26 protein-coding genes are annotated in these 22,249 nt (G+C 70.8%); 17 read left to right on the forward strand and 9 right to left on the reverse strand.

The window, feature by feature from the left end:
* Positions 1–40 precede the first annotated feature (40 nt).
* On the forward strand, positions 41–277 hold the full coding sequence (locus tag AC07RM_RS00725; protein WP_479669160.1) for a hypothetical protein: 237 nt from the start codon (positions 41–43) through the stop codon (positions 275–277).
* 45 nt (positions 278–322) lie between these two features.
* On the opposite strand, the gene AC07RM_RS00730 is transcribed toward AC07RM_RS00725, so the two are convergent.
* Positions 323–1,312, reverse strand: coding sequence for a Bug family tripartite tricarboxylate transporter substrate binding protein (locus AC07RM_RS00730; RefSeq protein WP_495332225.1), 990 nt, complete (start codon positions 1,310–1,312; stop codon positions 323–325).
* Between the two features lie 33 nt (positions 1,313–1,345).
* On the reverse strand, positions 1,346–2,149 hold the full coding sequence (locus tag AC07RM_RS00735) for a crotonase/enoyl-CoA hydratase family protein (RefSeq protein WP_495332227.1): 804 nt from the start codon (positions 2,147–2,149) through the stop codon (positions 1,346–1,348).
* 165 nt (positions 2,150–2,314) lie between these two features.
* Here AC07RM_RS00735 and AC07RM_RS00740 point away from each other — a divergent pair, with 165 nt between their 5' ends.
* Positions 2,315–2,986: a TetR/AcrR family transcriptional regulator gene (locus AC07RM_RS00740; RefSeq protein WP_495332229.1), complete on the forward strand. Its 672-nt coding sequence runs from the start codon at positions 2,315–2,317 to the stop codon at positions 2,984–2,986.
* Positions 2,987–2,998: 12 nt separating this feature from the next.
* Here the strand turns inward: AC07RM_RS00740 and AC07RM_RS00745 are convergent, their stop codons facing one another.
* The 3 genes from AC07RM_RS00745 to AC07RM_RS00755 form a co-directional block, all read right to left on the reverse strand.
* The gene (locus AC07RM_RS00745; RefSeq protein WP_495332231.1) at positions 2,999–4,669 is read right to left on the reverse strand and encodes a tannase/feruloyl esterase family alpha/beta hydrolase; all 1,671 of its coding nucleotides are present in this window, start codon (positions 4,667–4,669) and stop codon (positions 2,999–3,001) included.
* Between the two features lie 163 nt (positions 4,670–4,832).
* A complete protein-coding gene (locus AC07RM_RS00750) occupies positions 4,833–5,801 on the reverse strand; it encodes a Bug family tripartite tricarboxylate transporter substrate binding protein (protein ID WP_495332233.1) in 969 nt (322 codons plus the stop codon).
* Between the two features lie 69 nt (positions 5,802–5,870).
* Complete coding sequence (locus AC07RM_RS00755) at positions 5,871–6,791, reverse strand: LysR substrate-binding domain-containing protein (protein ID WP_495332235.1); 921 nt, start codon at positions 6,789–6,791, stop codon at positions 5,871–5,873.
* A gap of 164 nt (positions 6,792–6,955) precedes the next feature.
* Between AC07RM_RS00755 and AC07RM_RS00760 the strand changes: the two genes are divergently transcribed.
* Together AC07RM_RS00760 and AC07RM_RS00765 are read left to right on the forward strand one after the other, a co-directional pair.
* A complete protein-coding gene (locus AC07RM_RS00760) occupies positions 6,956–8,056 on the forward strand; it encodes a porin (RefSeq protein ID WP_490878679.1) in 1,101 nt (366 codons plus the stop codon).
* 48 nt (positions 8,057–8,104) lie between these two features.
* On the forward strand, positions 8,105–8,704 hold the full coding sequence (locus AC07RM_RS00765) for a nuclear transport factor 2 family protein (protein ID WP_495332237.1): 600 nt from the start codon (positions 8,105–8,107) through the stop codon (positions 8,702–8,704).
* 31 nt (positions 8,705–8,735) lie between these two features.
* Here AC07RM_RS00765 and AC07RM_RS00770 read toward each other — a convergent pair whose 3' ends face one another.
* On the reverse strand, positions 8,736–9,725 hold the full coding sequence (locus AC07RM_RS00770; protein ID WP_296799963.1) for a Bug family tripartite tricarboxylate transporter substrate binding protein: 990 nt from the start codon (positions 9,723–9,725) through the stop codon (positions 8,736–8,738).
* A gap of 148 nt (positions 9,726–9,873) precedes the next feature.
* On the opposite strand from AC07RM_RS00770, the gene AC07RM_RS00775 reads away from it, so the two are divergent.
* The 7 genes from AC07RM_RS00775 to mobA are packed head-to-tail and all read left to right on the forward strand — an operon-like array spanning position 9,874 to position 15,778.
* On the forward strand, positions 9,874–10,431 hold the full coding sequence (locus AC07RM_RS00775) for a VOC family protein (protein ID WP_093350025.1): 558 nt from the start codon (positions 9,874–9,876) through the stop codon (positions 10,429–10,431).
* Complete coding sequence (mhpA, locus tag AC07RM_RS00780) at positions 10,424–11,923, forward strand: bifunctional 3-(3-hydroxy-phenyl)propionate/3-hydroxycinnamic acid hydroxylase MhpA (RefSeq protein WP_495332240.1); 1,500 nt, start codon at positions 10,424–10,426, stop codon at positions 11,921–11,923. The genes AC07RM_RS00775 and mhpA overlap by 8 nt, the downstream gene beginning before the upstream one ends.
* A gap of 33 nt (positions 11,924–11,956) precedes the next feature.
* Positions 11,957–12,694, forward strand: a complete 738-nt coding sequence (locus tag AC07RM_RS00785) for an IclR family transcriptional regulator (protein WP_057596260.1) — start codon at positions 11,957–11,959, stop codon at positions 12,692–12,694.
* Positions 12,695–12,725: 31 nt separating this feature from the next.
* On the forward strand, positions 12,726–13,583 hold the full coding sequence (locus AC07RM_RS00790) for a fumarylacetoacetate hydrolase family protein (protein WP_495332243.1): 858 nt from the start codon (positions 12,726–12,728) through the stop codon (positions 13,581–13,583).
* An 18-nt stretch (positions 13,584–13,601) separates the two neighbouring features.
* On the forward strand, positions 13,602–14,573 hold the full coding sequence (locus tag AC07RM_RS00795) for a tripartite tricarboxylate transporter substrate binding protein (RefSeq protein ID WP_495332245.1): 972 nt from the start codon (positions 13,602–13,604) through the stop codon (positions 14,571–14,573).
* Positions 14,574–14,587: 14 nt separating this feature from the next.
* Positions 14,588–15,157, forward strand: coding sequence for an NADPH-dependent FMN reductase (locus AC07RM_RS00800; protein ID WP_296775804.1), 570 nt, complete (start codon positions 14,588–14,590; stop codon positions 15,155–15,157).
* Between the two features lie 21 nt (positions 15,158–15,178).
* Positions 15,179–15,778 carry a molybdenum cofactor guanylyltransferase MobA gene (gene mobA, locus AC07RM_RS00805; RefSeq protein ID WP_495332247.1) on the forward strand — a complete coding sequence of 200 codons (600 nt, stop codon included), beginning with the start codon at positions 15,179–15,181 and terminating at the stop codon, positions 15,776–15,778.
* A gap of 9 nt (positions 15,779–15,787) precedes the next feature.
* Here the strand turns inward: mobA and AC07RM_RS00810 are convergent, their stop codons facing one another.
* Positions 15,788–16,576: an AraC family transcriptional regulator gene (locus AC07RM_RS00810; protein ID WP_495332249.1), complete on the reverse strand. Its 789-nt coding sequence runs from the start codon at positions 16,574–16,576 to the stop codon at positions 15,788–15,790.
* Between the two features lie 71 nt (positions 16,577–16,647).
* On the opposite strand from AC07RM_RS00810, the gene AC07RM_RS00815 reads away from it, so the two are divergent.
* Both AC07RM_RS00815 and AC07RM_RS00820 read left to right on the forward strand, forming a co-directional pair.
* Positions 16,648–17,307: a pyridoxamine 5'-phosphate oxidase family protein gene (locus AC07RM_RS00815; protein WP_495332251.1), complete on the forward strand. Its 660-nt coding sequence runs from the start codon at positions 16,648–16,650 to the stop codon at positions 17,305–17,307.
* Positions 17,308–17,356: 49 nt separating this feature from the next.
* Positions 17,357–17,743: a hypothetical protein gene (locus AC07RM_RS00820; RefSeq protein ID WP_495332253.1), complete on the forward strand. Its 387-nt coding sequence runs from the start codon at positions 17,357–17,359 to the stop codon at positions 17,741–17,743.
* A gap of 1 nt (position 17,744) precedes the next feature.
* Here the strand turns inward: AC07RM_RS00820 and AC07RM_RS00825 are convergent, their stop codons facing one another.
* Positions 17,745–18,251: a GNAT family N-acetyltransferase gene (locus AC07RM_RS00825; protein ID WP_495332255.1), complete on the reverse strand. Its 507-nt coding sequence runs from the start codon at positions 18,249–18,251 to the stop codon at positions 17,745–17,747.
* Entirely contained in the window at positions 18,248–18,700 is a 453-nt protein-coding gene (locus tag AC07RM_RS00830) for a winged helix-turn-helix transcriptional regulator (RefSeq protein WP_296799944.1), read from the reverse strand. The genes AC07RM_RS00825 and AC07RM_RS00830 overlap by 4 nt, the downstream gene beginning before the upstream one ends.
* A gap of 46 nt (positions 18,701–18,746) precedes the next feature.
* Between AC07RM_RS00830 and AC07RM_RS00835 the strand changes: the two genes are divergently transcribed.
* The 4 genes from AC07RM_RS00835 to AC07RM_RS00850 all read left to right on the forward strand — a co-directional run bounded on the left by AC07RM_RS00835 (position 18,747) and on the right by AC07RM_RS00850 (position 22,140).
* Positions 18,747–19,688, forward strand: a complete 942-nt coding sequence (locus AC07RM_RS00835; RefSeq protein ID WP_495332257.1) for an aromatic alcohol reductase — start codon at positions 18,747–18,749, stop codon at positions 19,686–19,688.
* A gap of 188 nt (positions 19,689–19,876) precedes the next feature.
* On the forward strand, positions 19,877–20,542 hold the full coding sequence (locus AC07RM_RS00840) for a secretin and TonB N-terminal domain-containing protein (RefSeq protein ID WP_495332259.1): 666 nt from the start codon (positions 19,877–19,879) through the stop codon (positions 20,540–20,542).
* 2 nt (positions 20,543–20,544) lie between these two features.
* On the forward strand, positions 20,545–21,057 hold the full coding sequence (locus AC07RM_RS00845) for an RNA polymerase sigma factor (protein ID WP_093349994.1): 513 nt from the start codon (positions 20,545–20,547) through the stop codon (positions 21,055–21,057).
* 78 nt (positions 21,058–21,135) lie between these two features.
* Complete coding sequence (locus tag AC07RM_RS00850) at positions 21,136–22,140, forward strand: FecR family protein (RefSeq protein WP_296775828.1); 1,005 nt, start codon at positions 21,136–21,138, stop codon at positions 22,138–22,140.
* The last annotated feature ends 109 nt before the right edge of the window (positions 22,141–22,249 follow it).

Here is a 22,249-nt window from a genome sequence, read left to right on the forward strand (position 1 = left end):
TCGAGATACCCCTTCGCCTGGCGAACGGCGCCTGCCTGTCATGACTCCCGACAACGAACTCGACTTCTGCTACCAAGGGTGGCACGTGAAGATTCGCGTCACGACCGCGCAGGGCGCGGCCTTCGCATCGGGCCATGCCGATCTGGATCTGGGCGGCATCGTCCGGCGCCGCCTCGTCGTGGCGGGCACGGACGGCCCCGATGTCATCGATGCGTTGAAGCGGGATGCGAGGACCTTCGTCGAGCAGTGGAGCCGCGAGCGCCATCTCGATTCGTGAAGCACTGAACGGCGCCCCGGGCCGCGAAGGCCTCGTGTCTCTGGCCTACGACTCCGCCGTGAACCCGATGCGCTTGACCAGCGGGCCCCAGCGCTCGAACTCGGCCTGCTGCGACTTCGCCATCTCTTCCGCGGTGGAGCCGCGCGCGATCAGGCCGACGACGCCCAGGCTGTCGATCACGGCGCGCTCCTTGACCGCGGCATTGACGGCGGCGTTGGCGCGCGCGATCGCGGCGGCCGGCGTCTGCGCGGGCGCATAGAAGCCGAACCATTCCTCGGTCGTGAGCTCGGCGAAGCCCTGCTCCGCGAAGGTCGGCACCTCGGGCGAGAACGGCGAACGCTGGCGGCCCGAGGTCGCGATCATCCGCAGCTTGCCCGCGCGGTGGTTGGCCAGGAAGTCGCCGCTCGGCGTGACCATGGCGGCGATCTGCCCGCCCACCACGTCGGTGATGCCGGGCACCGAGCCGCGATAGGGCACGTGCCGCAGGTCGACATTGGCCGTGAGGCCGAGCAGGGCGCCGATGAAGTGCGGCGTGGAGCCCGCGGCCGGCGAGCCGTAGTTCGCCTCCTGCGGGTTGGCCTTGGCCCAGGCCAGGAAGTCCCGCACCGTGACCACGCTGGTGGGCACCTTCGGTCCCACCGCGAGGCCGTGATGCATGACGGCGCCGATCGACACGGCCACGAAGTCCTTGTTCGCGTCGTAGCTGAGCTTCGAGTAGACGTGCGGATAGATCGAGGTGCAGGAGAACGGCGACAGCGCCAGCACCGATCCGTCGGCCGGCGCCGACTTCAGCACCTCGAGCGCGATGCGCCCGCCGGCCCCCGGGCGGTTGTCGACCACCGCGACGTTGCGCGAGTACGCGGAGCCCGCGACCTTCTCGCCGATGCGGCGCGCCACGCTGTCGCCGGCGCTGCCCGCGGGAAAGCCGTAATAGATCTTGACCTGGTCCAGTGCCTGGGCCGAAGCCGCGAGCGGCAGCAGCGAGGCGAGGGCGCCGCCGCCCGCTGCCTGAATGAAGGTCCGTCGTGTCTGCATGAAAGTCTCCTCGGTCGTTGTGAATGTCGTGGCTCAGGCGGCGGGCGCGATGTCCGCGCCGGCCTGCGGCGTGCGCACCTTGGCGCCCGCGCCGTCGAGGAAGGCCTGCACGCGCAGCTTCGCCTCGGGCGCGCTCTGCGTGATGGCGCTCATCAGGGCTTCGGTCATCAGCCCGTGGTCCGCGGGCTGTTCCGCGATGCGCGGCAGCGCCTGCATCACCGCGAAGTTGGTCAGCGGCGCATTGCGCGCCACCTGGCGGGCCAGTGAGAGCGCGTGCGACCAGGCCTTGCCCTCGGCCACGAGGTACTGCGAGAAGCCGACGCGCTCGCCCTCGTCGGCGCGGTACACGCGGCCGGTGAGCATCATGTCGGCCATGCGCGAGACGCCGATCAGCTTGGGAATGCGCACCGATCCGCCACCGCCGACGAAGATGCCGCGCGTGCCTTCGGGCAGCGCGTAGAAGGCGGTGGCGTCGGCCACGCGCACATGGCAGGCCGCGGCCAGCTCGAGGCCGCCGCCGATCACGGCCCCGTGCAGCGCGGCGATCACGGGCACCGGGCCGAACTGGATGGCATCGAGCGCCGCATGCCACATGCGCGAGTGCTGCACCGCCTGCGGCGGATCGCGGTGGGCCAGTTCGGACAGGTCGAGCCCGGCGCAGAAGTGCGCGCCCTGGCCGCCGAGCACGGCGGCGCGCACATGGCCGGGCAGGTTCTCGAACGCATGCCGCAACTCCAGCACCAGGCCGTCGTTGAGGGCATTGCGCTTGCCGGCGCGGTTCAGGTGCAGGTGGGCGATCTCCTCCTGGAGTTCGAGGGTCAGGAACTGGTACTGCATGGCTTTCGATGAGGTCGGGGAAGAAGCTTTTCGCTTTTCTCAATACACGTACAGATGTGTATGGTGTGGCGATGCTAGCAGCCGGATCCGGACGAGCGGCTCAGGGTTTGCCCAAGGGAATGGGCCCTGACTCTGGTGCATGCGGGCCTCCGCTATCATCGGCGCATGCTGACGACCACCCCTGGCAAGCCGCGCCCGCGCAAGGCCTCGGCCGCCCTGCAGCGCAAGAGCGAGGCCGGCGCCAAGCCGGCCTCCGAGCGGTCCCAGCTCGGGCCCGCCGACTGGATCGTGGCCGCGACGGAACTGCTGATCGACAAGAGCATCGACGCGGTCCGCGTCGACGTGCTGGCCAAGCTCCTGCAGGTGACGCGCGGTTCCTTCTACTGGCACTTCGTCGACCGCGACGACCTGCTCAAGCGCATCCTCGTGAGCTGGCAGGAGGCGCAGACCGAGCAGATCATCGCGCGCTACCGCAAGCAGGGCGTCGAGGCGCAGGAGCTGATCGTCGAGCTGGTCGAGCTGCCGTTCCATGGCCGCGCGGCCATGAAGGGCGCGTCGGTCGAGCTCGCGGTCCGTGCCTGGGCCCGGCGCGACGAGATGGCGCGCATGATCGTCGACGAGGTCGATGCCAAGCGGCTCGCCTACATCGAGGAATGCTTCCTCTCCTGCGGCTTCGACGCCAAGTCGGCGCGCTCGCGCGCCTTCACGCTCTATTGCTACATGCAGTCGGAGTCGCTGTTCAGGAACCAGGGCTCCACCGCCGACAAGGCCGAGCGCCGCCGCTTCGTGGCCCAGATGCTGCTGGCACCGGAGCCCGGCAAGGCTCCGGCGCGCTAGCACGCCGCTGCTTCAGTCGTAGGCGCAGCTGAAGCTGGCCGCCAGGTTCTTGTCGCCGGTGCCGCGGTACTTCGGCCAGGTCGGATAGCGGCACAGCGGACGCGTCATCTCCACACTCTTGCCGTCCGTCGAGAGCCGTGCCGCCGTGAGCGAATCGTCGGGCGCGTTGCCCTTCTCGACCCAGTTCTCGAGGATCGCGAGGTTGTCGACGATGCCGGCACCCGGGCCGCCCGGGCCATGGACCACGCCCGGCAGCATGTAGAAGCGCATGAAGGAATCGGTCGTCTCCTGGCCCAGCTTGCCGACCACGCTCTGGTAGTAGTCCGTGGCATAGCCGGGCGGCACCAGGTTGTCGCTCGCACCGGCCCACAGCAGCAGCTTGGCGCCGCGTCCCGCGAAGGCCGACAGGTCGGGATTCGTCGCGTTGACCTTCTCGGAGAGCTCGAGCCAGCGCGCCGGATCGGACCCCGGCGTGTAGCCGAGCACCGTGGTGTTGACGTTCGAGGTCACCTGGTACTTGAGCCACCAGTCGGAGAAGAAGTAGAGCTGGCTCGCCGGCGCCGTCGGGCTGGCGCCGAACTGCGCGATGGTCCAGTTGCCGGCCGCCGCCGCCTCGCCGCCCACGCCCCAGGCCGGCGCCTTGGTGATGCCGTTCGCCACCGGCACGGGCAGGGTGAAGTCCGAGCGCATGAAGTCGACCGACGCGATCTGCGGGTCCGACAGGCAGCTGTCGCCGCTGTCCGCGCCGCCCGGGCAGCGCAGCGTGCGCACGTCGAAGCGGCAGGCGCTGACATGGGAGATGACGCCGTCCACCGCGCCATCGAGGCCGTCGCAGGCCGCCATCTGGGCATCGCCGAACAGCTTGATCTTGGCCGGGCTGAGCCAGCCCGCGCCGTTGTTCGAGAACGCCAGCTTGGCCAGCGCGATGCCGCGCTGGATCACGTTGCTGTAGTCGACCACCGGTTCGCCGGCCACGATGCCGTCGTAGCTCTGCGGATAGCGCTGCGCCTGCAGCAGCGCCTCGCGGCCGCCCGTGGACATGCCGTAGAAGTAGGTCCTGGCGGCGGGCTTGCCGTAGATCGACTGGATCGCGGCACTGGCCACCTTCACCACCTGCGGGTGGTAGGCGAAGGCGAAGTTGTCGAAGGCCGAGGGGTTGTTGAGCGTCGAGCTCAGGTCGGGCACCTGCACGCCGCCGTCCGCGCTGACCCACGCGTAGCCGCGCTTGTAGACGTCGCCATTGGCCAGCATCACGAGGTCGGGCCCGACGACCACGCCGTCGTAGCCGCCACCGCCGATCTGCACCAGCCGCTGGTTCCACACCGAGTCCTCGGGCAGGTCGATGCGGAAGTTGATGGTCGAGGTGGGCGAGCTCACGATGGCGCCACGCACCTGGCAGGTCTGCAGCGTGGTTGCGGACGCGGCCATCACTTCGGCCGTGGCGATGCTGCCCGGTCCGACGGCCTTGCCGACCAGTCCGCTGCAGCGCTCCTTGAACGCGGCCCGCGGGGCCGGCGGCGCGGAGCCCGGCCCGTTGGCCCCGGCGGCGGCCGCATTGGCCGCCGCGATCGCGGCCGCCAGCGCGGCCGCATCTCCACCCCCGCCGCTGCCGCCTCCGCAGCCGGCGGCGAGCGCGGCCAGGGTGCACGAAAGAGCAAAGGCTATCGATCTGTTGCGAGTCATGTTGTCTCCGGTTTGGGTCGCCAGTTCGATCATTCACCATACACATGTGAATGGTCGGAGCGGATGATAGGGAGGACGAAGCGACACGCAGCCCGGGCTTACCCTGACTTTTCCATACAGTAGTGAATGTTCAAGAACGCGACGACGGCTGCGTCGTCGCGGCTCAGCGCGCCTCGATCTTCAGCCCGTCGAGCACCCGCCCCCAGCGCTGCCGCTCGTCGGCCACGAAACGCGCGGTCTCGGCCGGCGTCAACGCACGCGGGAACACGCCGAGTTCCACGAAGCGCGCCGCGAGCCGAGGATCCTGCAGCACCTGGCGGACATCGCGGTTCACGCGCTCGACCACCTCGGCGCTCGCGTTCTTCCGGCCGAACAGCACGAACCAGCCGCTGAGTTCCGGGCTGCCCGGCAGCGTCTCTGCCAGCGTCGGCAGTCCGGGCTCGCCCGGCAGGCGCTCCGAGGCGGTGGTGGCCAACGCCTTGATGCGCCCGGACTGGCGCATCGCGCCCACGCCCGGAATGCCGTCGACCATCAGTTGCGCATCGCCATTGACGAGGGCATTGAGGGCGCCTCCGGTGCTGCCGAAGGAGACGATGTTGACATCCAGCCCCGCGGCCTTCCGGATGTACTCGGCCGACAGGTGCGGAATGGAGTACTGGCCCGTGGCGGCCACCGTGATCGGCTGCCTGCCCGAACGCGCCAGCGCGAAGGCCTCGGCGAGCGTGTTCGCGCCGAAGTCCCGGCGCGCGAGGATCATCATGGGGCTCAGCGCGACGAGCGCGATCGGCGTCATGTCCGCGTCGACATCGAAGCGCGGGTTCGCCAGCGTGCGCGGCGTCACCGCGATCACGGCCGCCTGCGCGAGCAGGAAGCCGTGCTGGTCGGCCGGCGCCTGCTTGAAGGCCGAGATGCCGATGACGCCGCTGGCGCCCGGCTTGTTCTCCACGATCACGGGCTGCTTCCAGAGTTGGCCGAGCCGCTCGCCGAGCAGGCGCGCGATGACGTCCGGCGCGCTGCCCGCCGCCGTGGGCAGGACCACGCGCACCGGCTTCACGGGCCAGTCGTCGGCGCATGCGCCCGGCGAGAGAAGCAGCGCGGCCGCGGCGGCGGCCAGATGGGCAAGGACTTTCATGCGGCGGGAGTCTAGGCAGCGCCTTCGCACGGCGGCAGATGCCGCGGCGTCGATGAAGATAGGTCGCGGTTATGGCTGCGTGCCGCCGCGGTGGGCCGCGACGTGGTACTCGATGTGCCGGCGCAGCAAGGTCAGCATGTGCTCGGCCGCGGGCGTGAGCGGCATGGCGGCTTTCGCGATCAGCACGATCTCCGCGCCCGGCAGCGTCTCGCCGACCGGGATCTCGACCAGGAAGCTGTCGAAGGGCCGGGCGTCCGCGTACTGGCGCGGAACGATGGCGAGCATGTCGGTGCGGGCCAGCAGCGAGAGCAGGGCCGTCGGGTACTCGCACTGCACCACCGATCGCGGCACCGGCAGGCCCAGCCCCAGGAAGACCTGGTCGTGCTCCGCCGCGGCCAGGCCCATCGCACCGGGCACCAGCCACTGGGCCTCGGTGAGTTCGCCCAGCGATCTCGCATGGCGCAGCGGATGGCCGGCGCGGCACACGACGGCGCGCGTGTTGGTGAACAGCCGCTCGACGCAGAACTCCTCGCTCAGCGACACGGCTGGCCGGGGCCCGATCGAGAAGTCGAGCGCGCCCGCGCGCAGCTCGCCGAACATCACGGCGAAGGTGCCCGAGACCACGCGCACCGCGGCGTCGGGATAGCGCCTGCGGAATTCGGTCAGCGCCTCGGGCAGGGCCGTGAGCGCGGCGGCCGCCGACACGGCCATGTTCACATGGCCGCCCGCGCCGCCGAGGTGCTGGAGTTCGGAGGCGGCGCGCTGCAGTTCGTTGAGCACCGTCTCGGCGCGCGGGAGGAAGGCGCGGCCCGCGAAGCTCAGCACGGCGCCGCGCGCATGCCGCTCGAACAGCGCGCTGCCCAGTTCCTTTTCGAGCTGCTGGATGCTCTTCGAGAGCGAGGGCTGCGTGAGCCCCAGGCGCCGCGCCGCCGCGCGCAGGCTGCCGGTGGAGGCCACGGCCACGAAGTCGCGCAACTGGTGCAGTTTCATCGAGCGTCCCCGGTGCCAAACGCCACGCGCCGGCGATAGCCGCCGGCGATCGAGCGCGAGAAATTGCCGTCTTCTGGCCCCGCGAGGCCGTGGCTACCGTGCGGGGGCCGTCGATGCGGCGCACCCGCGAAGACCGGCATCCACCCCCACGAGGACCAGAAGACATGAGACAAGAAAAACGGGCCGTCATGGCCCTCGCGCTCGTCGCGGCGCTCGCCGCGGCCACGCCCGCCCGGGCGCAGGGCAGCCTGCAGACCTACGGCCTGCTCGACCTCGGGGTCGAGCATGTGCAGGGCCATGGCGGGCCGGGCGCGATCGGCGTCACGCGCATGCAGTTCGGCACCCTGCCTTCGCGCCTGGGCTTCCGTGGCGCCGAGGACCTGGGCGGCGGCACGCGCGCGATCTTCAACCTCGAGATGGGTTTCAACGCCGACACCGGGGTCATCGCCAACGGCGGGCGCAGTTTCGGCCGCACCTCCACGGTCGGCCTGGCGGGCGACTGGGGCACGGTCACGCTGGGCCGGCAGCTGACCTTCCTGTTCTGGTCGATGACCGAGTCGGACATCATGGGACCCGGTGCCTACAGCTCGAGCTCGCTCGATCCCTACCTCGCGAACATCCGTGCCGACAACGCGATCGCCTATCGCGGCAGCTTCGGCGCGTGGAGCGTCGGCGCGCTCTACAGCCTGGGCCGCGACGTGGTCGCGACCAACAGCCCAGGCGGCACCAACTGCGCGGGCGAACTGCCCGGCGATGCGCGGGCCTGCCGCACGCTGTCGGGCATGCTCAAGTACGAGCAGGCGTCGTGGGGTGTCGCGCTCGGCGCCGACCGGATCCAGGGCGGCCCCGGTGCCTTCGGTGGCCTCTCCAGCAGCGACCGCAGCGACACGCGGGCCACGCTCAACGGCTACCTGAAGCTCGGCGAGGTCAAGCTCGCCGCGGGCTACCTGCGGCGCGACAACGAAGGCAGCGCGACGCAGCCGCGCAGCGACCTGTGGTGGCTGGGCGGCACCTACCCGAGCGGCCCGTGGCTGTTCGAGGCGCAGCTGTTCAAGCTCGACTACCGCCACACCGCCAACGGAGCGCGGCTGGCCGTGTTCCGCGCCAGCTACTTCCTGTCGAAGCGCTCGCTGGTCTACGCGACCGCGGGCCACATCCGCAACAGCGGCAGCCTGGCGCTGCCGGTCAACGGCTATCCCGGCCTCACGAACACGCCCGGCGGCTCCCAGAGCGGCTTCATGCTGGGCGTGAAGCACACCTTCTGAACCTCCCATCCCGGGGCGCGATGCGCCCTTCATCCTCGAGAAAGCGCCATGCCATTGAAGACCGAAACGACCCTCCACCAGGCCGCCATCGCCGAGCTGATCCAGCGCTGGGCCTTTTGCCGCGACAACGCACGCTGGGCCGCGCTGAACGACTGCTTCACGCCCGCCGGCGACATCGCCGTGAGCTGGTTCCGCGGCCGCCATGTCGATTTCGTCGAGGCCTCGCGCCGATTGCAGGGCCGCAGCTTCAACCGGCACCGCATGCTCGGCACGCTGTGCGAGGTGGAGGGCGAACGCGCCTGGGCCGAGTCGGCCGTGATGATGATCGGGTTCGGCAGCCTGGACGGCACGCCGGTGCGATGGGAATGCCACTTCCGCTTCATCGACCTGCTCGCGCAGGAGGAGGGCGCGTGGAGGCTGGCGCGGCGCACCGCCGTCTACGACATGGACAGCCTCGTCGCGGACGCCGAGGGCGCCACGCTCGCGCTCGATGCGAAGCAACTGTCGCGCCTGCCGCGGCCGTACCGCTACCTCGGCTACCGCCTGCTGCAGGCCGGACACGAGGTCCCCCTCGACCTGCCGACCGCCGACTCGGAGGCCGAGCGCGAACTGCGCGAGCAGGCGCGCGCGTGGCTGCACCGGCCCTGAACCCGCGCGATGCGGAGCAAGCACGCCGCGCTCAATCGAGCTTCACCCGCGCCTCGCGGATCACCTTGCCCCACATCGCGCGATCGGCATCGATGAAGGCCTTGAACTCCGCGGGCGTGTTGCAGCGCAGTTCGCCGCCGTAGTCGCGCCACTTGCGCGCGAGCTCGCTCGACTGGCAGGCCTTGCGCATCGCCGCGCTGAGCTTCTCGAGCACGGGCTTGGGCGTGCCCGCGGGCGCGAGCAGCCCTTGCCAGGCGATCGGTGCGTAGTCGGGCAGGCCGGCCTCGGCGAAGGTGGGCACGTCGGGGAAGCTCGGCGCGCGCTCCTTGCCGGTGATGGCCAGCAGCTTGAGCTTGCCGGTGTGGATGTTGCCCGCGGCGGCCGGCAGGCCGTCGAACATCAGCTGCACCTGGCCCGCGATCAGGTCGACATAGGGGCTGCTGCTGTTGTAGGGCACGAGGTTGGTCTTCACGCCCGCGGCGCTGTTGAACCACAGGGCCGACAGATGCGAATAGCTGCCGATGCCCGCGGTCGCGACCGCCACCGAATCGGGCCGGGCCTTGAGCGCGGCGATCAGTGCGCGCGCGTCGCGCGCCTCCACGCCGGGCGTGGCGATCAGGCCGGTGTTGAGCACGCCGAGCAGGCTCACGGGCGCGAAGTCCCTTTCCGCGTCGAAGGGCAGCTTCGAATAGAGATGCGGCACCACCGACAGCGAACTGGTGGTGCCGATGTAGAGCGAGTAGCCGTCGGCCGGCGCCTTCGCGGCGACCTCGGTGCCGATGATGTTCGAGGCCCCGGGGCGGTTCTCGACGTAGAAGCTCTGGCCCAGCAGCTTCGTGAGCTCGGCCGCGATCTCGCGCGCGTTCGCGTCGGGGCCGCTGCCGGCGGGGAAGGGGGCAATGATCCGCACGGCCTTGCTCGGGTAGTCGGCCTGGGCCCAGGCCGCGCCCGCCAGCAGGCCCGCGGCGGCGATGCATCCAGGGGCCAGCCAGCGGCGGCCCCGTGTCTTCGAAACGTTCATCGGTTTGTCTCCATTCGATCTTGGGTGCGGTTTGCACCGGTCGTGATGATAGATAAAACGTGGTTATTGTCAAAATACGAGAATAACTATAGTATTTCGACATCGAAACGGAAAAGCTCCGTGCGATTTATCGTTTGGAGACATTGAGATGACGGATTTCGTCCCTTCGGACCTGCAGTTCAGCCACATCGGCCTCTACGTGAGCGACCTGCCGCGCATGGCGCGCTTCTACAAGCAGGCGCTGCGCTTCACGCAGACCGACGCGGGCGACCTGGGCCCGGTGCAGCTGGTGTTCCTGAGCCGCGATCCGCGCGAGCACCACCAGCTCGTGCTGGCCACCGGCCGGCCCGCGAACCCGGGCTTCAACGTGGTCAACCAGATCTCGTTCCGCGTGCCCGACCTCGGCGCGCTGCGCCGCTTCCACGACCGGCTGCTGGCCGAGGGCGCGAGCGAGATGCACCCGGTTACGCACGGCAACGCCATCTCCGTCTACTGCCGCGACCCCGAGGGCAACCGGCTCGAGCTGTTCATGGACACGCCCTGGTACTGCGACCAGCCGCTGCGCGAGACCATCGACCTGTCGCAGTCCGACGAAGCCATCCTCGCGCAGGCCGAGGCCATCGCGAAGCGCTTCCCCAAGTTCATGAGCCGCGCCCAATGGCAGGCCGAGGTGGCGCGCCGCATGCAGGAAGACCAGCGTGGCTGAAGCGATGGAGATGCACGACGTCGCGATCGTCGGACTCGGGCCGACCGGCGCCACGCTCGCCAACCTGCTGGGCGCGGCCGGGCTGTCGGTGCTGGTGCTCGAGAAGGAGGCCGGCATCTTCCCGCTGCCGCGCGCGATCCACTTCGACGGCGAGGTGCTGCGCATCCTGCAGGGCGCGGGCCTGCGCGAGCGGGTGCTGGCCATCGCGCGCCCGGGCGAGCAGGGCATGCATTTCGTCAACGGCGCGGGCGAGACGATGCTGATCCGCGGCGGCAGCGCCGCGCTCGGCCCGCATGGCTGCGCCAACAACTACTACTTCCACCAGCCCGAGCTCGAGGCCGTGCTGCGCGAAGGCCTCGCGCGCTTTCCCAACGTGGAGCTGCGGCTGCGGCACGAGCTGACCGGCATCGCGCAGGACGCGGACGGCGCCACGCTGAGCGTGCGCGACCTGCACCGGCAAGAGAACACCACGCTGCGCGCGCGCTATGTCGTCGGCTGCGACGGCGCGCGCTCGCCGGTGCGCCGGCAGATGGGCAGCGCGATGGTCGACCTCGGGCTGCGCCAGCCCTGGCTGGTGTTCGACGTGCTGCTGCAGCAACCGGTCGCGCTGCCCGACCACACGGTGCAGCACTGCGACCCGGCGCGGCCCATGACCTACTGCAACGTGGTCGGCGACCGGCGGCGCTGGGAGATCATGGTGCTGCCCGACGACGACCGCGAAGCGCTGGTGCGACCCGACACGCTGTGGCGGCTGGTCGCGCCCTGGGTCAAGCCCGAGCAGGCGCGGCTCGAGCGCGCCGCCATCTACACCTTCCATTCCGTCATCGCGCAGGGCTGGCGCCAGGGCCGGCTGCTGCTGGCCGGCGATGCCTGCCACCAGACGCCGCCGTTCCTTGGGCAGGGCATGTGCGCGGGCATCCGCGACGCGGCCAACCTCGCCTGGAAGCTCGAGGCCGTGCTCGCGCGCGGCGCGCCCGAGACGCTGCTCGACACCTACGAGTCGGAACGCGCGCCGCATGTGCGCGCGCTGATCGAGCTCGCGGTGCGGCTCGGCGACATCATCCAGACCACCGATCCCGCGCGCGCGGCCGAGCGCGATGCGCGCTTTCGCGCCGGGCGCCCCGAGATCTTCGAGCTGCCGCCGCAGCTGCTGGGCCAGGGCGCTTTCGATGCCGACGCGGGCTCGCCCGCGGGCCGGCCCTTTCCCCAGCCGCGGCTGGCCGACGGCCGCCTGCTCGACGAACTGCTGGGCCGGCGCAGCGCGGTGATCGGCAGCCCCGACGCGCTCGCGGCCGCCGCGCCCGCCACCGCCGAACGCTGGCGCCGCGCCGATGCCGTCGTCATCGACCGGCCCGACGCGCCGCTGCGCCACTGGCTGGCAGCCCACGAGGCGCGGGCGGTGATACTGCGCCCCGACCGATATATCGTCGGCGTCGCGCGCACGGGGCACGATCTGGATCGCATCTCGCAACACCTCCCCGTCGCGCCATGACACTCTGGAGGAATTGGCGTGCCGGAAAAATCCATGTCCAGCCTGGGGCGCATGCTGGGGGTGCTCGACCTGTTCGACGACACCCACCTGACGCGCACGGCGGACGACATCTCCGCGGCGCTCGAGGTCTCGCTGCCCACGGGCTACCGCTACGTGCGGCTGCTGCTCGAAGCCGGGCTGCTGCAGCGCGTGGAGGACTCGCACTACGCGCTCGGGCCGCGGATCATCCTGCTGGACCACTACATCCGCAATGCCGACCCGGTGCTGCGCGAAGGCATCCCGGTGATGCGCGAACTGGTGGCCGCCACCGGCTTCGACTGCGTGAGCTCGGGCATCTTCGGCATGCAGGTGCTCGACACCCATCGCGAGATGGGCGGCGCGCCGCCGACGCTGGCCTACGGGCGCGGCCGGCCGCGCCCGCTGTTCCTGGGCGCCGCGCCCAAGGTGCTGCTGTCGACCTTCGCGCCGCCGCAGCTGCGCAAGGTCTTCGATGCCCGCCACGACGAGGTCGTGCGCAGCGGGCTGCCGGCCGAGTGGAGCGAATTCCGCCGTCTCTACGCGGGGATCCGCAAGGCCGGCCACTACGTGTCGATCGGCGAACTCGAACCGCAGCTCGCGGCCGTGGCCGCGCCGATCCCGAAGGCCGACGGGGGCGCATGGGCCGCCATCCAGCTGGTCTTCGACACCTCGCGCCTGTCCATCGTCGACCTCGACAAGATGGTTCACCTGATCACCGAGGGCGCGCAGCGCATTGGAGGTCGGCTGGCGTAGTTCTATTCCCATCACTCCTCACGGACAGACCATGAAACTCATCAGCTACCAACTCAACGGCACCGACAGCTACGGCGCGGTGACCGGCGACCGCGCGGACCGCGTCGTCGACCTGCGCCAGCTCTTCGGCGAACGCGCCGCGGACCTGAAGGCGCTGATCGCGGCCGACCTGCTGGCCGAGGCCGCCACGGCCGTCGGCCAGGCGAGCGCCACGCTGGCGCTGAGCGAGCTTCAACTGCTGCCCGTGATTCCCAACCCCGGCAAGATCGTCTGCGTGGGCCTCAACTACGGCGAGCATGTGCGCGAGACCGGCCGCGAGATCACCGAGCAGCCCACGCTGTTCCTGCGCGTGGCCGAATCGCAGCTCGCGCACGGCGAGGACATCGTGCTGCCGCCCGAGTCGACGCGGCTCGACTACGAGGGCGAGATCGCGGTCGTGATCGGCCGCGGCGGTCGGCGCATCGCCGAGGCCGATGCCTGGGCGCACATCGCGGGCTATGCCTGCTACAACGACGGCAGCATCCGCGACTGGCAGACCGCCACGCCGCAATGGACAGCAGGCAAGAACTTCTGGCGCACCGGCGGCTTCGGCCCGTGGATGGTCACGCGCGACGAGATCGCCGACGGGCGCGTGATGACGCTGGTCACGCGGCTCAACGGCCAGGAGATGCAGCGCACCACCACCGACAAGCTGATCCACGGCATCCCGCGCCAGATCGCGCACATCTCGGCCTTCACGCCGCTGGCCGCGGGCGACGTGATCGTGACCGGCACGCCGGGCGGCGTGGGCGCCAAGCGCAACCCGCCGGTGTGGATGAAGCCCGGCGACATCGTCGAGATCGAGGTCGACGCCATCGGCGTGCTGCGCAACGGCATCCGCGCCGAGTAACCCGCCGGCGGCATTCCCATGAACCGACGATTCGATCGCCGCAGCGCGCTGCTGCTCGCTGCGCTGTGCGCCGCGCTGCCCGCCGCGGCGGCCTCCGACTATCCCTCGCGCCCGATCCAGATGATCGTGCCCTTCGCCGCCGGCGGCGGGCTCGACATCAATGCGCGCAGCCTCGCGCAGGCCATGTCCGAGAACCTCGGCCAGCCCTTCGCGGTGATCAACCGCGACGGCGCGGCCGGCACCATCGGCCTGAACACGGGCGCCGGCGCGCGCGCCGACGGCTACACCGTGGTCTTCACGCCCGCCGTGCCGCTGACCAGCGAGCCGCACCGGCTCAAGGCGCTGAACTACAAGCTCGATTCCTTCCGCTACGTCTGCAAGGTGTTCGACAACATCTTCGCGATCGCGGTGCCGGCGAAGTCGCCGTACCGCAGCGTGCAGGACATCCTGGCCGACGCGAGGAAGGAACCGGGCAAGGTCAGCTACGGCACCTCGGGCACCGGCTCGATCCCGCACCTGGGCACCTCGGACATCGAGGCCGCCAGCCGGGTCGCGCTCACGCACGTGCCCTACAAGGGCGACGCGCCGATGCTGCAGGACCTGCTGAGCGAGCGCCTGAGCTTCGGCGCCGTGCTCGCGAGCTCGATCACCGGCCACCTGCAGTCGGGCGCGCTGCGCCTGATCGCCGTGTACACCGACAAGCGCCATCCCTCGTTCCCCGACGTGCCCACCCTCAAGGAGTCGGGCGTGCCCGTGGTGCAGGCGAGCTTCGGCGGCGTGCTGGTGCCCGCGAAGACGCCCGATGCGGTGGTCGCGCGCCTCGAGTCCTCGTGCCGCGAGGCCGTGGCCTCGCCCAAGTACCAGGCCTGGGCGCGCGGCGTCAACCAGGTGGTCGACTTCCAGCCGGGCAAGGACTTCGAGCGCCAGGTGCGCGAGGACAGCCGCCTCAAGGCCGCGACCCTCGCGCGCCTCGGACTGGCCACGCCATGACTTAGGATTCGGCGATGACCCGTCCCATCCTCCATACCCTGATCTGCAGCACGCGGCCCGGCCGCGTGGGCCCGGCCGTCGCCCAATGGGCGCACGGCATCGCCGAAGCGCACGGCGGCTTCGACGCCCGTCTCGTCGACCTGGCCGCCTTCGGCCTGCCGGTGTTCGACGAGCCCGAGCATCCGCGCCTGCAGCGCTACACGCACGAGCACACGCGCGCCTGGAGCGCGAGCGTCGCCGAGGCCGATGCCTTCCTGTTCGTGCTGCCCGAATACAACTTCGCGCCGCCGGGCGCGCTGGTCAATGCCCTGAACTACCTCGTGCGCGAATGGCAGTACAAGGCCGTCGGCTTCGTGAGCTACGGCGGCATGTCGGGCGGCATCCGCGCGGTGCAGGTCACCAAGCAGTTGCTCGGCACGCTCAAGGTGGTGCCGATGCTCGAGGCGGTCGCGTTCACGAACGTGGGCCAGCAGCTGCAGGCCGAGGGCGGCCTGTCGGCCAATCCCGCCAACGCGGCGGCCGCGAAGGCAATGCTCGACGAACTGCTGCGCTGGACCTCGGCGCTGCAAACGCTGAGGTCGTAGGGCGCCAGCGAGAATGCGCGCATGAATCCCATCGCGCGCGAAGACATCACGGGCCTGGTGCTGGCCGGCGGCCGCGGCAGCCGCATGGGCGGCGTCGACAAGGGCCTGCAGGACCACCGCGGCACGCCGCTGGCGCTGCATGCGCTGCGCCGCCTGCAGCCGCAGGTGGGCACGGCCATGCTCAGCGCCAACCGCAACCTGCCCGACTACGAAGCGATGGGCGTGCCCGTGTGGTCCGACTCCATCGAAGGCTATGCGGGGCCGCTCGCGGGCCTGCTGACCGGGCTCGAGCATGCGCGCACCGATTGGCTGGTCACCGTGCCCTGCGACACGCCGGACTTTCCGTCGGACCTGGTCGACCGGCTGGCCGAGGCCGCGGCCGCGCAGGGCGCCGAGATCGCGATGGCCGCCACGCGCGAAGACGGCGAGCTGCGCGCGCAGCCCGTGTTCTGCCTGCTGCGCACCGGCCTGGCGCCGAGCCTGCTCGCCTTCCTGCAGGCGGGCGAGCGCAAGTTCGGCCAATGGACCGCGCAGCACCGCAGGGTGCAGGTGGCGTTCGACGATGTGGCCGCCTTCTTCAATGCCAACACCAGCGACGAGCTGCGCCAGTTGCAGCGCTGAGCGCCGCGCTCACAGCCGCGCCCGGTAGCTCGCCGGCGTCTCGCCGAATGTGCGGCGGAACAGCCCGATGAACGCGCTCGGGGTCGAATAGCCGAGGTCGAGCGCGATCGCCGTCACCGAGACGCCGGCCGCGAGCATCTCGAGCGAACGCATCATGCGCGCGCGCTGCCGCCAGGCCGTGAAGTTGAAGCCGGTTTCCAGCACGAAGCGCCGGCTCAGCGTGCGCGAGCTCACTGCCGCCCAGCGCGCCCATTGCTCGAGGTCGCGCTCGTCCGCGGGCTCGGCGATCAGCGCATGCGCGATGCGCTGCAGCCGCGGGTCGCTCGGCAGTGGCAGGCCGAAGGGCTCGACCGGCAGGCTGCGGATCTCGTCGAGGATGACCGCCGCCACATGCGCGCGGCTTTCGTCCAGCGGCTGCGGCGCCTCGAGCGGCCAGCTGCAGGCGCGCAGCACCGCCTCGCGCAGCAGGCCCGAGGTGCGGATCGTGCAGGGCCGTGGGGGCAGGGTGGCGCAGGCCGGCTCCGCCACGTAGACGCTCCAGCCATGGAAGGGGCCGTGCGAACGCCCCGAATGCTCCTGGTGCGGCGGCAGCCAGACCGCGTGGATGGCCGGCACGATCCAGACGCCGTCCTCGACGCCGACCGACAGCAGCCCGCGCAGCGAGCCGAACAGCTGGCCGCGCGCATGGCGGTGCGGGCCCGATGCCAGCTCCTCGCCCTGGCTGCCCTCGGCCGCGATGAGGACCGGGCCGTCCGGTCGGTCGACCAGGCCGGCCAGGCGAAGAATGGGATCGGTCATGGCGGATGAGAGCTATCGATTGGCCGATCCAGTCTACAGCCGCCAAGGCCTTTGTTCGTACGCTGGGTGCCATGAACCCAAGACCTCGCCCTTTCCTCGACGACCCCGCCCCGGCGCCCGACCTCGACGCGCTGTACGCCGCTCCTTCAGAGATGACCCAGAAGGCGGTGCTCGATCGCCTGGTCGACTTCCACGAGGCCTATCTCGCGCAGGCCACCTTCTTCTGCCTCGCCACCGGCAGCGAGCAGGGGCTCGACGCCTCGCCGCGCGGCGGCCCGCCGGGCTTCGTCCATGTGCTGGATGCGCACACGGTCGCCTTCGCCGACTGGCCCGGCAACAACCGCATCGAGTCGATGCGCAACCTGCGGCGCGACGAGCGGCTCGCGATGGTGTTCCTGTTCCCGGGCCTCGAACTCTTCCTGCGCATCAACGGCCGTGGCCGGGTCTCGACCGATGCCGGGCTGCTGAACGACCTGCGCGAGGGCGAGCGCATTCCCAAGACTGCGACCGTCGTGCAGATCGACGAGGTGCTGCTGCATTGCGGCAAGGCGATCAACCGCGCCCGGCTGTGGCAGGACAGCGCCCGCCTCGCGCGCGATGCGCTGCCGACCGTGGGCCAGATGCTGGCCGCGCTGGGCCGGCGCGCCGATGCCGCGGCCGAGCTCGGCACGGACCAGATCGCGCAGATCGACGCGCACTACGACCACGCGGTCAGGCACGAGCTGTACTGAGGAATCGAGCGCCCCACGAAGGCTTCCCATTTTTTCTGGAGAGAACGCGATGCTGTTCGACACGACGAGATTTCCGCTGGTGTTCCTGAAGGAAGACCCGCAGGCCCATTCGCACGACACCGACACCGAGGCGCAGCTGGCCACGCTGCTCGAGCGCGGCGAGCGCTTCGTGCTGCTGACCGACCACCTGCCCGGCGACCACCCTGAAGAAGGCCACGAGGACCGCAAGCGCCGCGCGCTGTTCTTCAAGCGCCACAAGGAACACCTGCGCGCGTTCTGCGCGGGCCTGGTGATCGTCACGGGCGAGCGCACGATTCCCGCGGCGGTGCGGCTGGCGGCGCAGGGCGCGGGCAAGGTGCTGGGGCTGTCCTTCGACTTCGTGCGCAGCGAGAGCGAAGGGGTCGCGGCGGCCGAGCGCTTCCTGGCGCGCGGCTAGTTCAGGCCGTCGCGTCGAAGGCCTCGCTGTACGCAACGCTGCCCGTTGGCACCGCTCCTGCCAGCGCGAGCGCCATGAAGTACTCGGGCGGCACGCCCGGCAGCGTCAGGCCGGGCTCGGCCCTGAAGCCGAAGCGCGCGTAATAGGCCGGATCGCCCAGCAGCACGCAGCCACCGGCGCGCCGCAGGCGCAGCGCGTCCAGGGCCTGCGCCATCAGCTGCGAACCGATGCCCCGGCCCTGGCAGTCGGGCCGTACCGAGAGGGGACCCAGGCCGTACCAATCGCCCGTCTGGCCATCGATGCGAATGGGAGACACGGCCACGTGGCCGACGATCGCTTCGTCCTCGATGGCGACCAGCGACACCGTGAGCTGGCCCCGCGCGCGCAGCGCCCGCACGATGAACTGCTCGGTGTGGCTGGTGTGCGCGGCGTGTTCGAAGGCCGCGATGGTGACGGCCTCGATGGCCGGGGCGTCGGCGGGCGTTTCCTGGCGGATGCGGATGTTCATGGTGTCGGCCCCTCGGGCTGGCCGTGCACCGCATCGAACGCGCGGCGCCGTTCTCTGAAGCCCTCGGCGTTCTCGATCACCCAGGTCCACAGCGGAATCATCTGGTAGAGCAGGCCGCGGCCCAGGCTCGTGAGCTCGTACTCGACGCGCGGCGGCACCTCCCGGTGGTCGAAGCGCAGCACGAGGCCGTCGCGCTCCAGCGCCCGCAGCGTGCGCGTCAGCATGCGCTGCGTCACGCCCGAAAGCCGGCGCCCCAGCTCGGCATGCCGCAGCCGGCCCGACACGCCCAGCGCATGCACCACGCCCAGCGACCAGCGGCTGCCGGCATGCGCGAGCACTTCGCGCTTGAGTCCGTCGTCGTCGTCGCTGAGCGCATCGCAAGCGGCTTGCGATTGCCGGATCAGCGCTTCGATTTTTTCCTGCGGTATCACGCGTGTGCCTTCTTTCATTGGGGGGGGCCGGGTCCAACTGCCGATTTTGATCGGAGATGCATCCATGCCGCAGACAAGACAAGACGCCCTCGAGATCCTGGTGGTGGGCGCCGGGGAACTGGGATCGCGCGTGATTCGCGCACTGGCCGCGAGGGCCGAGCGCGAGGGCGCGCGGATCTCGGTATTGCTGAGGCCCGACACGGCGTCGTCGCCATCGCCCGCGCGGCGCGCGCTGCTCGAAGAACTGGCGGCGTTGAAGGTGGCCGTGATCCATGCCGACATCGCCGCGTCCGATGCGCACGGGCTGGCCCGGATCTTTCGCGCGTTCCATACGGTGGTCAATTGCACGGGCTTCGTCGGCGGTCCGGGCACGCAACTGAAGCTCACGGCCGCGGCGCTCGAAGCCGGCGTCGCGCGCTATGTGCCATGGCAGTTCGGCATCGACTACGACACCATCGAGGCCGGCAGCGCGGGCGGCCTGTTCGACGAGCAGATCGCGGTGCGCGCGATGCTGCGTTCGCAGCAGGCGACGCACTGGCTCATCGTGTCGACCGGGATGTTCACGAGCTTCCTGTTCGAACCGGCCTTCGGCGTGGTCGACCTCGAAGGCCTGCGCGTCAACGCGCTGGGCAGCTGGGACACGCGCGTGACGGTGACCACGCCCGAGGACATCGGCCGGCTCACGGCGGACATCCTCTTCACCCAACCGGTCGACCACAGCGGCATCTTCTTCACCGCGGGCGAGACCTTGAGCTATGGCCGGCTGGCCGATCTCGTCGAACAGCGCTTCCAGCGCCGGGTCGAACGCATCGAGTGGAGCGTGCCGATGCTCGAGGACGAGCTCGCGAAGCAGCCGCGGGACACGATGCGCAAGTACCGGCTGGCCTTCGCGCGCGAGCCCGGCGTGGCCTGGGATGCCGGTCTCACCTACAACGCGCAGCGGGGCATCGCGACCGAGGATGTCGCGCACTTCCTGCGCGGCCATCGGGGTGTGGCGGCGATGTAGTAACAAATCAGTCATCGTCGGGCGCCAAGATCGCGGGTTCCCAACAGTGCCTGCGCCGTGTCGGTCCTCCCCCTTTTCCCATCGTCCCGCCCGCGGCCACGCCCTGGGTGCGGCACGGCCGCCGTCGAGACCCGCTGCGGATGCGCCTTCACGCGCGCCTCCTGAGCAGGCTCCGGGCCGCGACCTGCATGGTGTGCACGCTGGCGATTCCCGCCTGGGCCGCGGACAACGCGATGCAGCCGCCGGTTCCCGAGGCGGCCACGGCGCTGCTCGACTTCGACATTCCCGCCCTGCCGCTGGACGATGCGCTGGGCCGCTATGCCGCGCAGTCGCGGCGCTCGACGCTGTTTCGCAGCGCGACGGTGCAGGGGCGCACTTCCTCGGCCGTGCAGGGCCGCCATTCGCCCGAATCGGCGCTGCGCCTGCTGCTCGAGGGCACGGGCCTGGTCGCCGAGCGGCCCGACGAGGGACCGGCCGAGGCCTTCGTGCTGAAGGAAGCGACGGCACCGGCGCCGCCGCCGGTCCTCGGCAACGCGCCCGCCGCCGACGAGGACGACGACGGCTACGACGCGCGGCTCCAGGCCCGCGTCTGGGCCGCGCTGTGCGCCAACCCGCGCACCGCGCCGGGCAGCTACCGTTCGCTGCTGCGCTTCGAGGTGGACGCGGCGGGCAGCATCCTGCGCCCGCGCCTGCTGGGCTCGAGCGGCGACGGCGCGCGCGATGCGGCGCTGCTGCAGACGCTGCGCGGCGTGCGCATGGACCAGCCGCCGCCCGCGGCCATGCCGCAGCCGCTGACCCTGATCGTGCTGCCGCGCACCCGGCGCGACGCGCCTTACTGCAACGCGGCGCGCTGAACATGTCCGAAGGCGCGCAACCCGCATTGCTCGACTACCTGGTCGAGCGCTATGCCAGCCTCAAGCTGCGGCTCACGCGCGTGCTGCGCAACGGCGACCTGGCCGGCGACGCGCTGCAGGACACCTGGCTGCGCGTGCAGAGCCAGCCCGCCGACGACGCGATCCAGAGCCCGACCGCCTACCTGATGCACATGGCGGTCAACATCGCCATCGACATCCGGCGCAAGCAGGGGCGCACCCTGTCGAGCGACGACGTCGAGGACCTGCTGGAACTGGCCGACCCCGCGCCCGACCCGGCGCGCAGCGCCGAGGCGCGCTCCGAGCTCGATGCGCTGGTGAAGGTGATGCGCGGCCTGCCGCAGCGCCGGCGCGAGATATTGATCCTGGTGCGCTGGGAAGGCATGGCGCAGAAGGACGTGGCGCGCCTGCTGGGCGTGTCGGTGCGCACGGTCGAGCACGAACTCAAGCGCGCCCACGACTATTGCGAAGCGCGCATGAACCATGACAAGAGATAGTTGGGGGATTTGGCCGGTGCCGAACGTCATAGCAGGTGAAGACAAGGATTCCCGCGAGGCATCGCCGGCCCTGAAGCCATGAAGACATCGCCCCACGACGGCATCGCGCCACCCGAGGAACTGCAGCGCCAGGCCGCGGCCTGGCTGCGCCAGCTCACCTCGGGGCGCGCGAGCGACACCGATGCCGAGGCCTTCCTGCAATGGAAACGCGCCAGCCCCGCGCACCAGGCGGCCTTCGAGGAGGCGCGGCGCCGCTGGCAGCTGCTCAAGCCCGCGCTCGGCGAGCTGCTGCGCGAGGATCCGCAGACCCTGGCCCATCACCGGCAGGCGCTGCGCGGCGCGATGCCCAAACCGGCCCTGGGCCGCCGTGCCTTCGTCGGCGCGGCCGTGGGCGCGCTGGCGGTGGCCGGCATCGCGGTGGTGCGGCCGCCGCTCGGCCTGTGGCCCGCGGCCAGCACCTGGACCGCCGACTTCCACACCGGCACCGGCGAGCAGCAGGCCATCGCGCTGGCCGAGCGCATCGATGTGCTGCTGAACACCCAGACCAGCGTGCGCCGTGTCGAGGCCGGTGGCCGCGTCGTCGGCATGGAGCTGCTGGCGGGCGAGGCCGCCATCGACCTGCGCGCGGGCAGCCCCGCCTTCCAGGTCGCGGCCGGCCCGGGCCGCAGCATGGCCGAGTCCGGCCGCTTCGAGGTGCGCTACCTCGCGGGCCGGGTCTGCGTGAGCTGCCTCGAGGGCACGGTGCGCGTCGCGCATCCGGCCGGCGAACGCCTGCTGCAGGCGCGGCAGCAGACCCTCTACGACACGGCGTCGATCGGCGGCGTGGTCGGCATCGAGCCCGCGGCCGTCTCGGCCTGGCGCAGCGGCGAACTGGTGTTCAGCCAGGTGCCGCTCGCGCAGGTCATCGACGAGATCAACCGCTACCGGCCCGGCCGCGTGCTGCTGATGAACGAGGCCGCCGGCAGCGATCCCGTCAGCGGACGCTTCTTCGTCGCCTCGCTCGAATCGGCGCTCTCGCAGCTCCAGCATTCGTTCCAGCTCAAGGCCCGGCGCCTGCCCGCGGGCGTGCTCGTGCTGAGCTGAGCGCCTTCGCTTTTTTCCACCCCCGGATGTGACCGCGCGATGACGCGCGCGGCTTCACGCGCGCGCCATTCCCGCCGCGAAAAATAGTTGGGGGATCGCGCCGAGGTCG

This window comes from Variovorax sp. GW821-FHT09B05 (assembly GCF_059418265.1).

What these genes read in the sequence shown, in the direction of transcription:
- AC07RM_RS00725 (WP_479669160.1), top strand. Translation starts at nt 41, where the DNA reads ATGACTCCCGACAACGAACTCGACTTCTGCTACCAAGGGTGGCACGTG.
- AC07RM_RS00730 (WP_495332225.1), bottom strand. Translation starts at nt 1,312, where the DNA reads ATGCAGACACGACGGACCTTCATTCAGGCAGCGGGCGGCGGCGCCCTC.
- AC07RM_RS00735 (WP_495332227.1), bottom strand. Translation starts at nt 2,149, where the DNA reads ATGCAGTACCAGTTCCTGACCCTCGAACTCCAGGAGGAGATCGCCCAC.
- AC07RM_RS00740 (WP_495332229.1), top strand. Translation starts at nt 2,315, where the DNA reads ATGCTGACGACCACCCCTGGCAAGCCGCGCCCGCGCAAGGCCTCGGCC.
- AC07RM_RS00745 (WP_495332231.1), bottom strand. Translation starts at nt 4,669, where the DNA reads ATGACTCGCAACAGATCGATAGCCTTTGCTCTTTCGTGCACCCTGGCC.
- AC07RM_RS00750 (WP_495332233.1), bottom strand. Translation starts at nt 5,801, where the DNA reads ATGAAAGTCCTTGCCCATCTGGCCGCCGCCGCGGCCGCGCTGCTTCTC.
- AC07RM_RS00755 (WP_495332235.1), bottom strand. Translation starts at nt 6,791, where the DNA reads ATGAAACTGCACCAGTTGCGCGACTTCGTGGCCGTGGCCTCCACCGGC.
- AC07RM_RS00760 (WP_490878679.1), top strand. Translation starts at nt 6,956, where the DNA reads ATGAGACAAGAAAAACGGGCCGTCATGGCCCTCGCGCTCGTCGCGGCG.
- AC07RM_RS00765 (WP_495332237.1), top strand. Translation starts at nt 8,105, where the DNA reads ATGCCATTGAAGACCGAAACGACCCTCCACCAGGCCGCCATCGCCGAG.
- AC07RM_RS00770 (WP_296799963.1), bottom strand. Translation starts at nt 9,725, where the DNA reads ATGAACGTTTCGAAGACACGGGGCCGCCGCTGGCTGGCCCCTGGATGC.
- AC07RM_RS00775 (WP_093350025.1), top strand. Translation starts at nt 9,874, where the DNA reads ATGACGGATTTCGTCCCTTCGGACCTGCAGTTCAGCCACATCGGCCTC.
- AC07RM_RS00785 (WP_057596260.1), top strand. Translation starts at nt 11,957, where the DNA reads ATGTCCAGCCTGGGGCGCATGCTGGGGGTGCTCGACCTGTTCGACGAC.
- AC07RM_RS00790 (WP_495332243.1), top strand. Translation starts at nt 12,726, where the DNA reads ATGAAACTCATCAGCTACCAACTCAACGGCACCGACAGCTACGGCGCG.
- AC07RM_RS00795 (WP_495332245.1), top strand. Translation starts at nt 13,602, where the DNA reads ATGAACCGACGATTCGATCGCCGCAGCGCGCTGCTGCTCGCTGCGCTG.
- AC07RM_RS00800 (WP_296775804.1), top strand. Translation starts at nt 14,588, where the DNA reads ATGACCCGTCCCATCCTCCATACCCTGATCTGCAGCACGCGGCCCGGC.
- mobA (WP_495332247.1), top strand. Translation starts at nt 15,179, where the DNA reads ATGAATCCCATCGCGCGCGAAGACATCACGGGCCTGGTGCTGGCCGGC.
- AC07RM_RS00810 (WP_495332249.1), bottom strand. Translation starts at nt 16,576, where the DNA reads ATGACCGATCCCATTCTTCGCCTGGCCGGCCTGGTCGACCGACCGGAC.
- AC07RM_RS00815 (WP_495332251.1), top strand. Translation starts at nt 16,648, where the DNA reads ATGAACCCAAGACCTCGCCCTTTCCTCGACGACCCCGCCCCGGCGCCC.
- AC07RM_RS00820 (WP_495332253.1), top strand. Translation starts at nt 17,357, where the DNA reads ATGCTGTTCGACACGACGAGATTTCCGCTGGTGTTCCTGAAGGAAGAC.
- AC07RM_RS00825 (WP_495332255.1), bottom strand. Translation starts at nt 18,251, where the DNA reads ATGAACATCCGCATCCGCCAGGAAACGCCCGCCGACGCCCCGGCCATC.
- AC07RM_RS00830 (WP_296799944.1), bottom strand. Translation starts at nt 18,700, where the DNA reads ATGAAAGAAGGCACACGCGTGATACCGCAGGAAAAAATCGAAGCGCTG.
- AC07RM_RS00835 (WP_495332257.1), top strand. Translation starts at nt 18,747, where the DNA reads ATGCCGCAGACAAGACAAGACGCCCTCGAGATCCTGGTGGTGGGCGCC.
- AC07RM_RS00840 (WP_495332259.1), top strand. Translation starts at nt 19,877, where the DNA reads ATGGTGTGCACGCTGGCGATTCCCGCCTGGGCCGCGGACAACGCGATG.
- AC07RM_RS00845 (WP_093349994.1), top strand. Translation starts at nt 20,545, where the DNA reads ATGTCCGAAGGCGCGCAACCCGCATTGCTCGACTACCTGGTCGAGCGC.
- AC07RM_RS00850 (WP_296775828.1), top strand. Translation starts at nt 21,136, where the DNA reads ATGAAGACATCGCCCCACGACGGCATCGCGCCACCCGAGGAACTGCAG.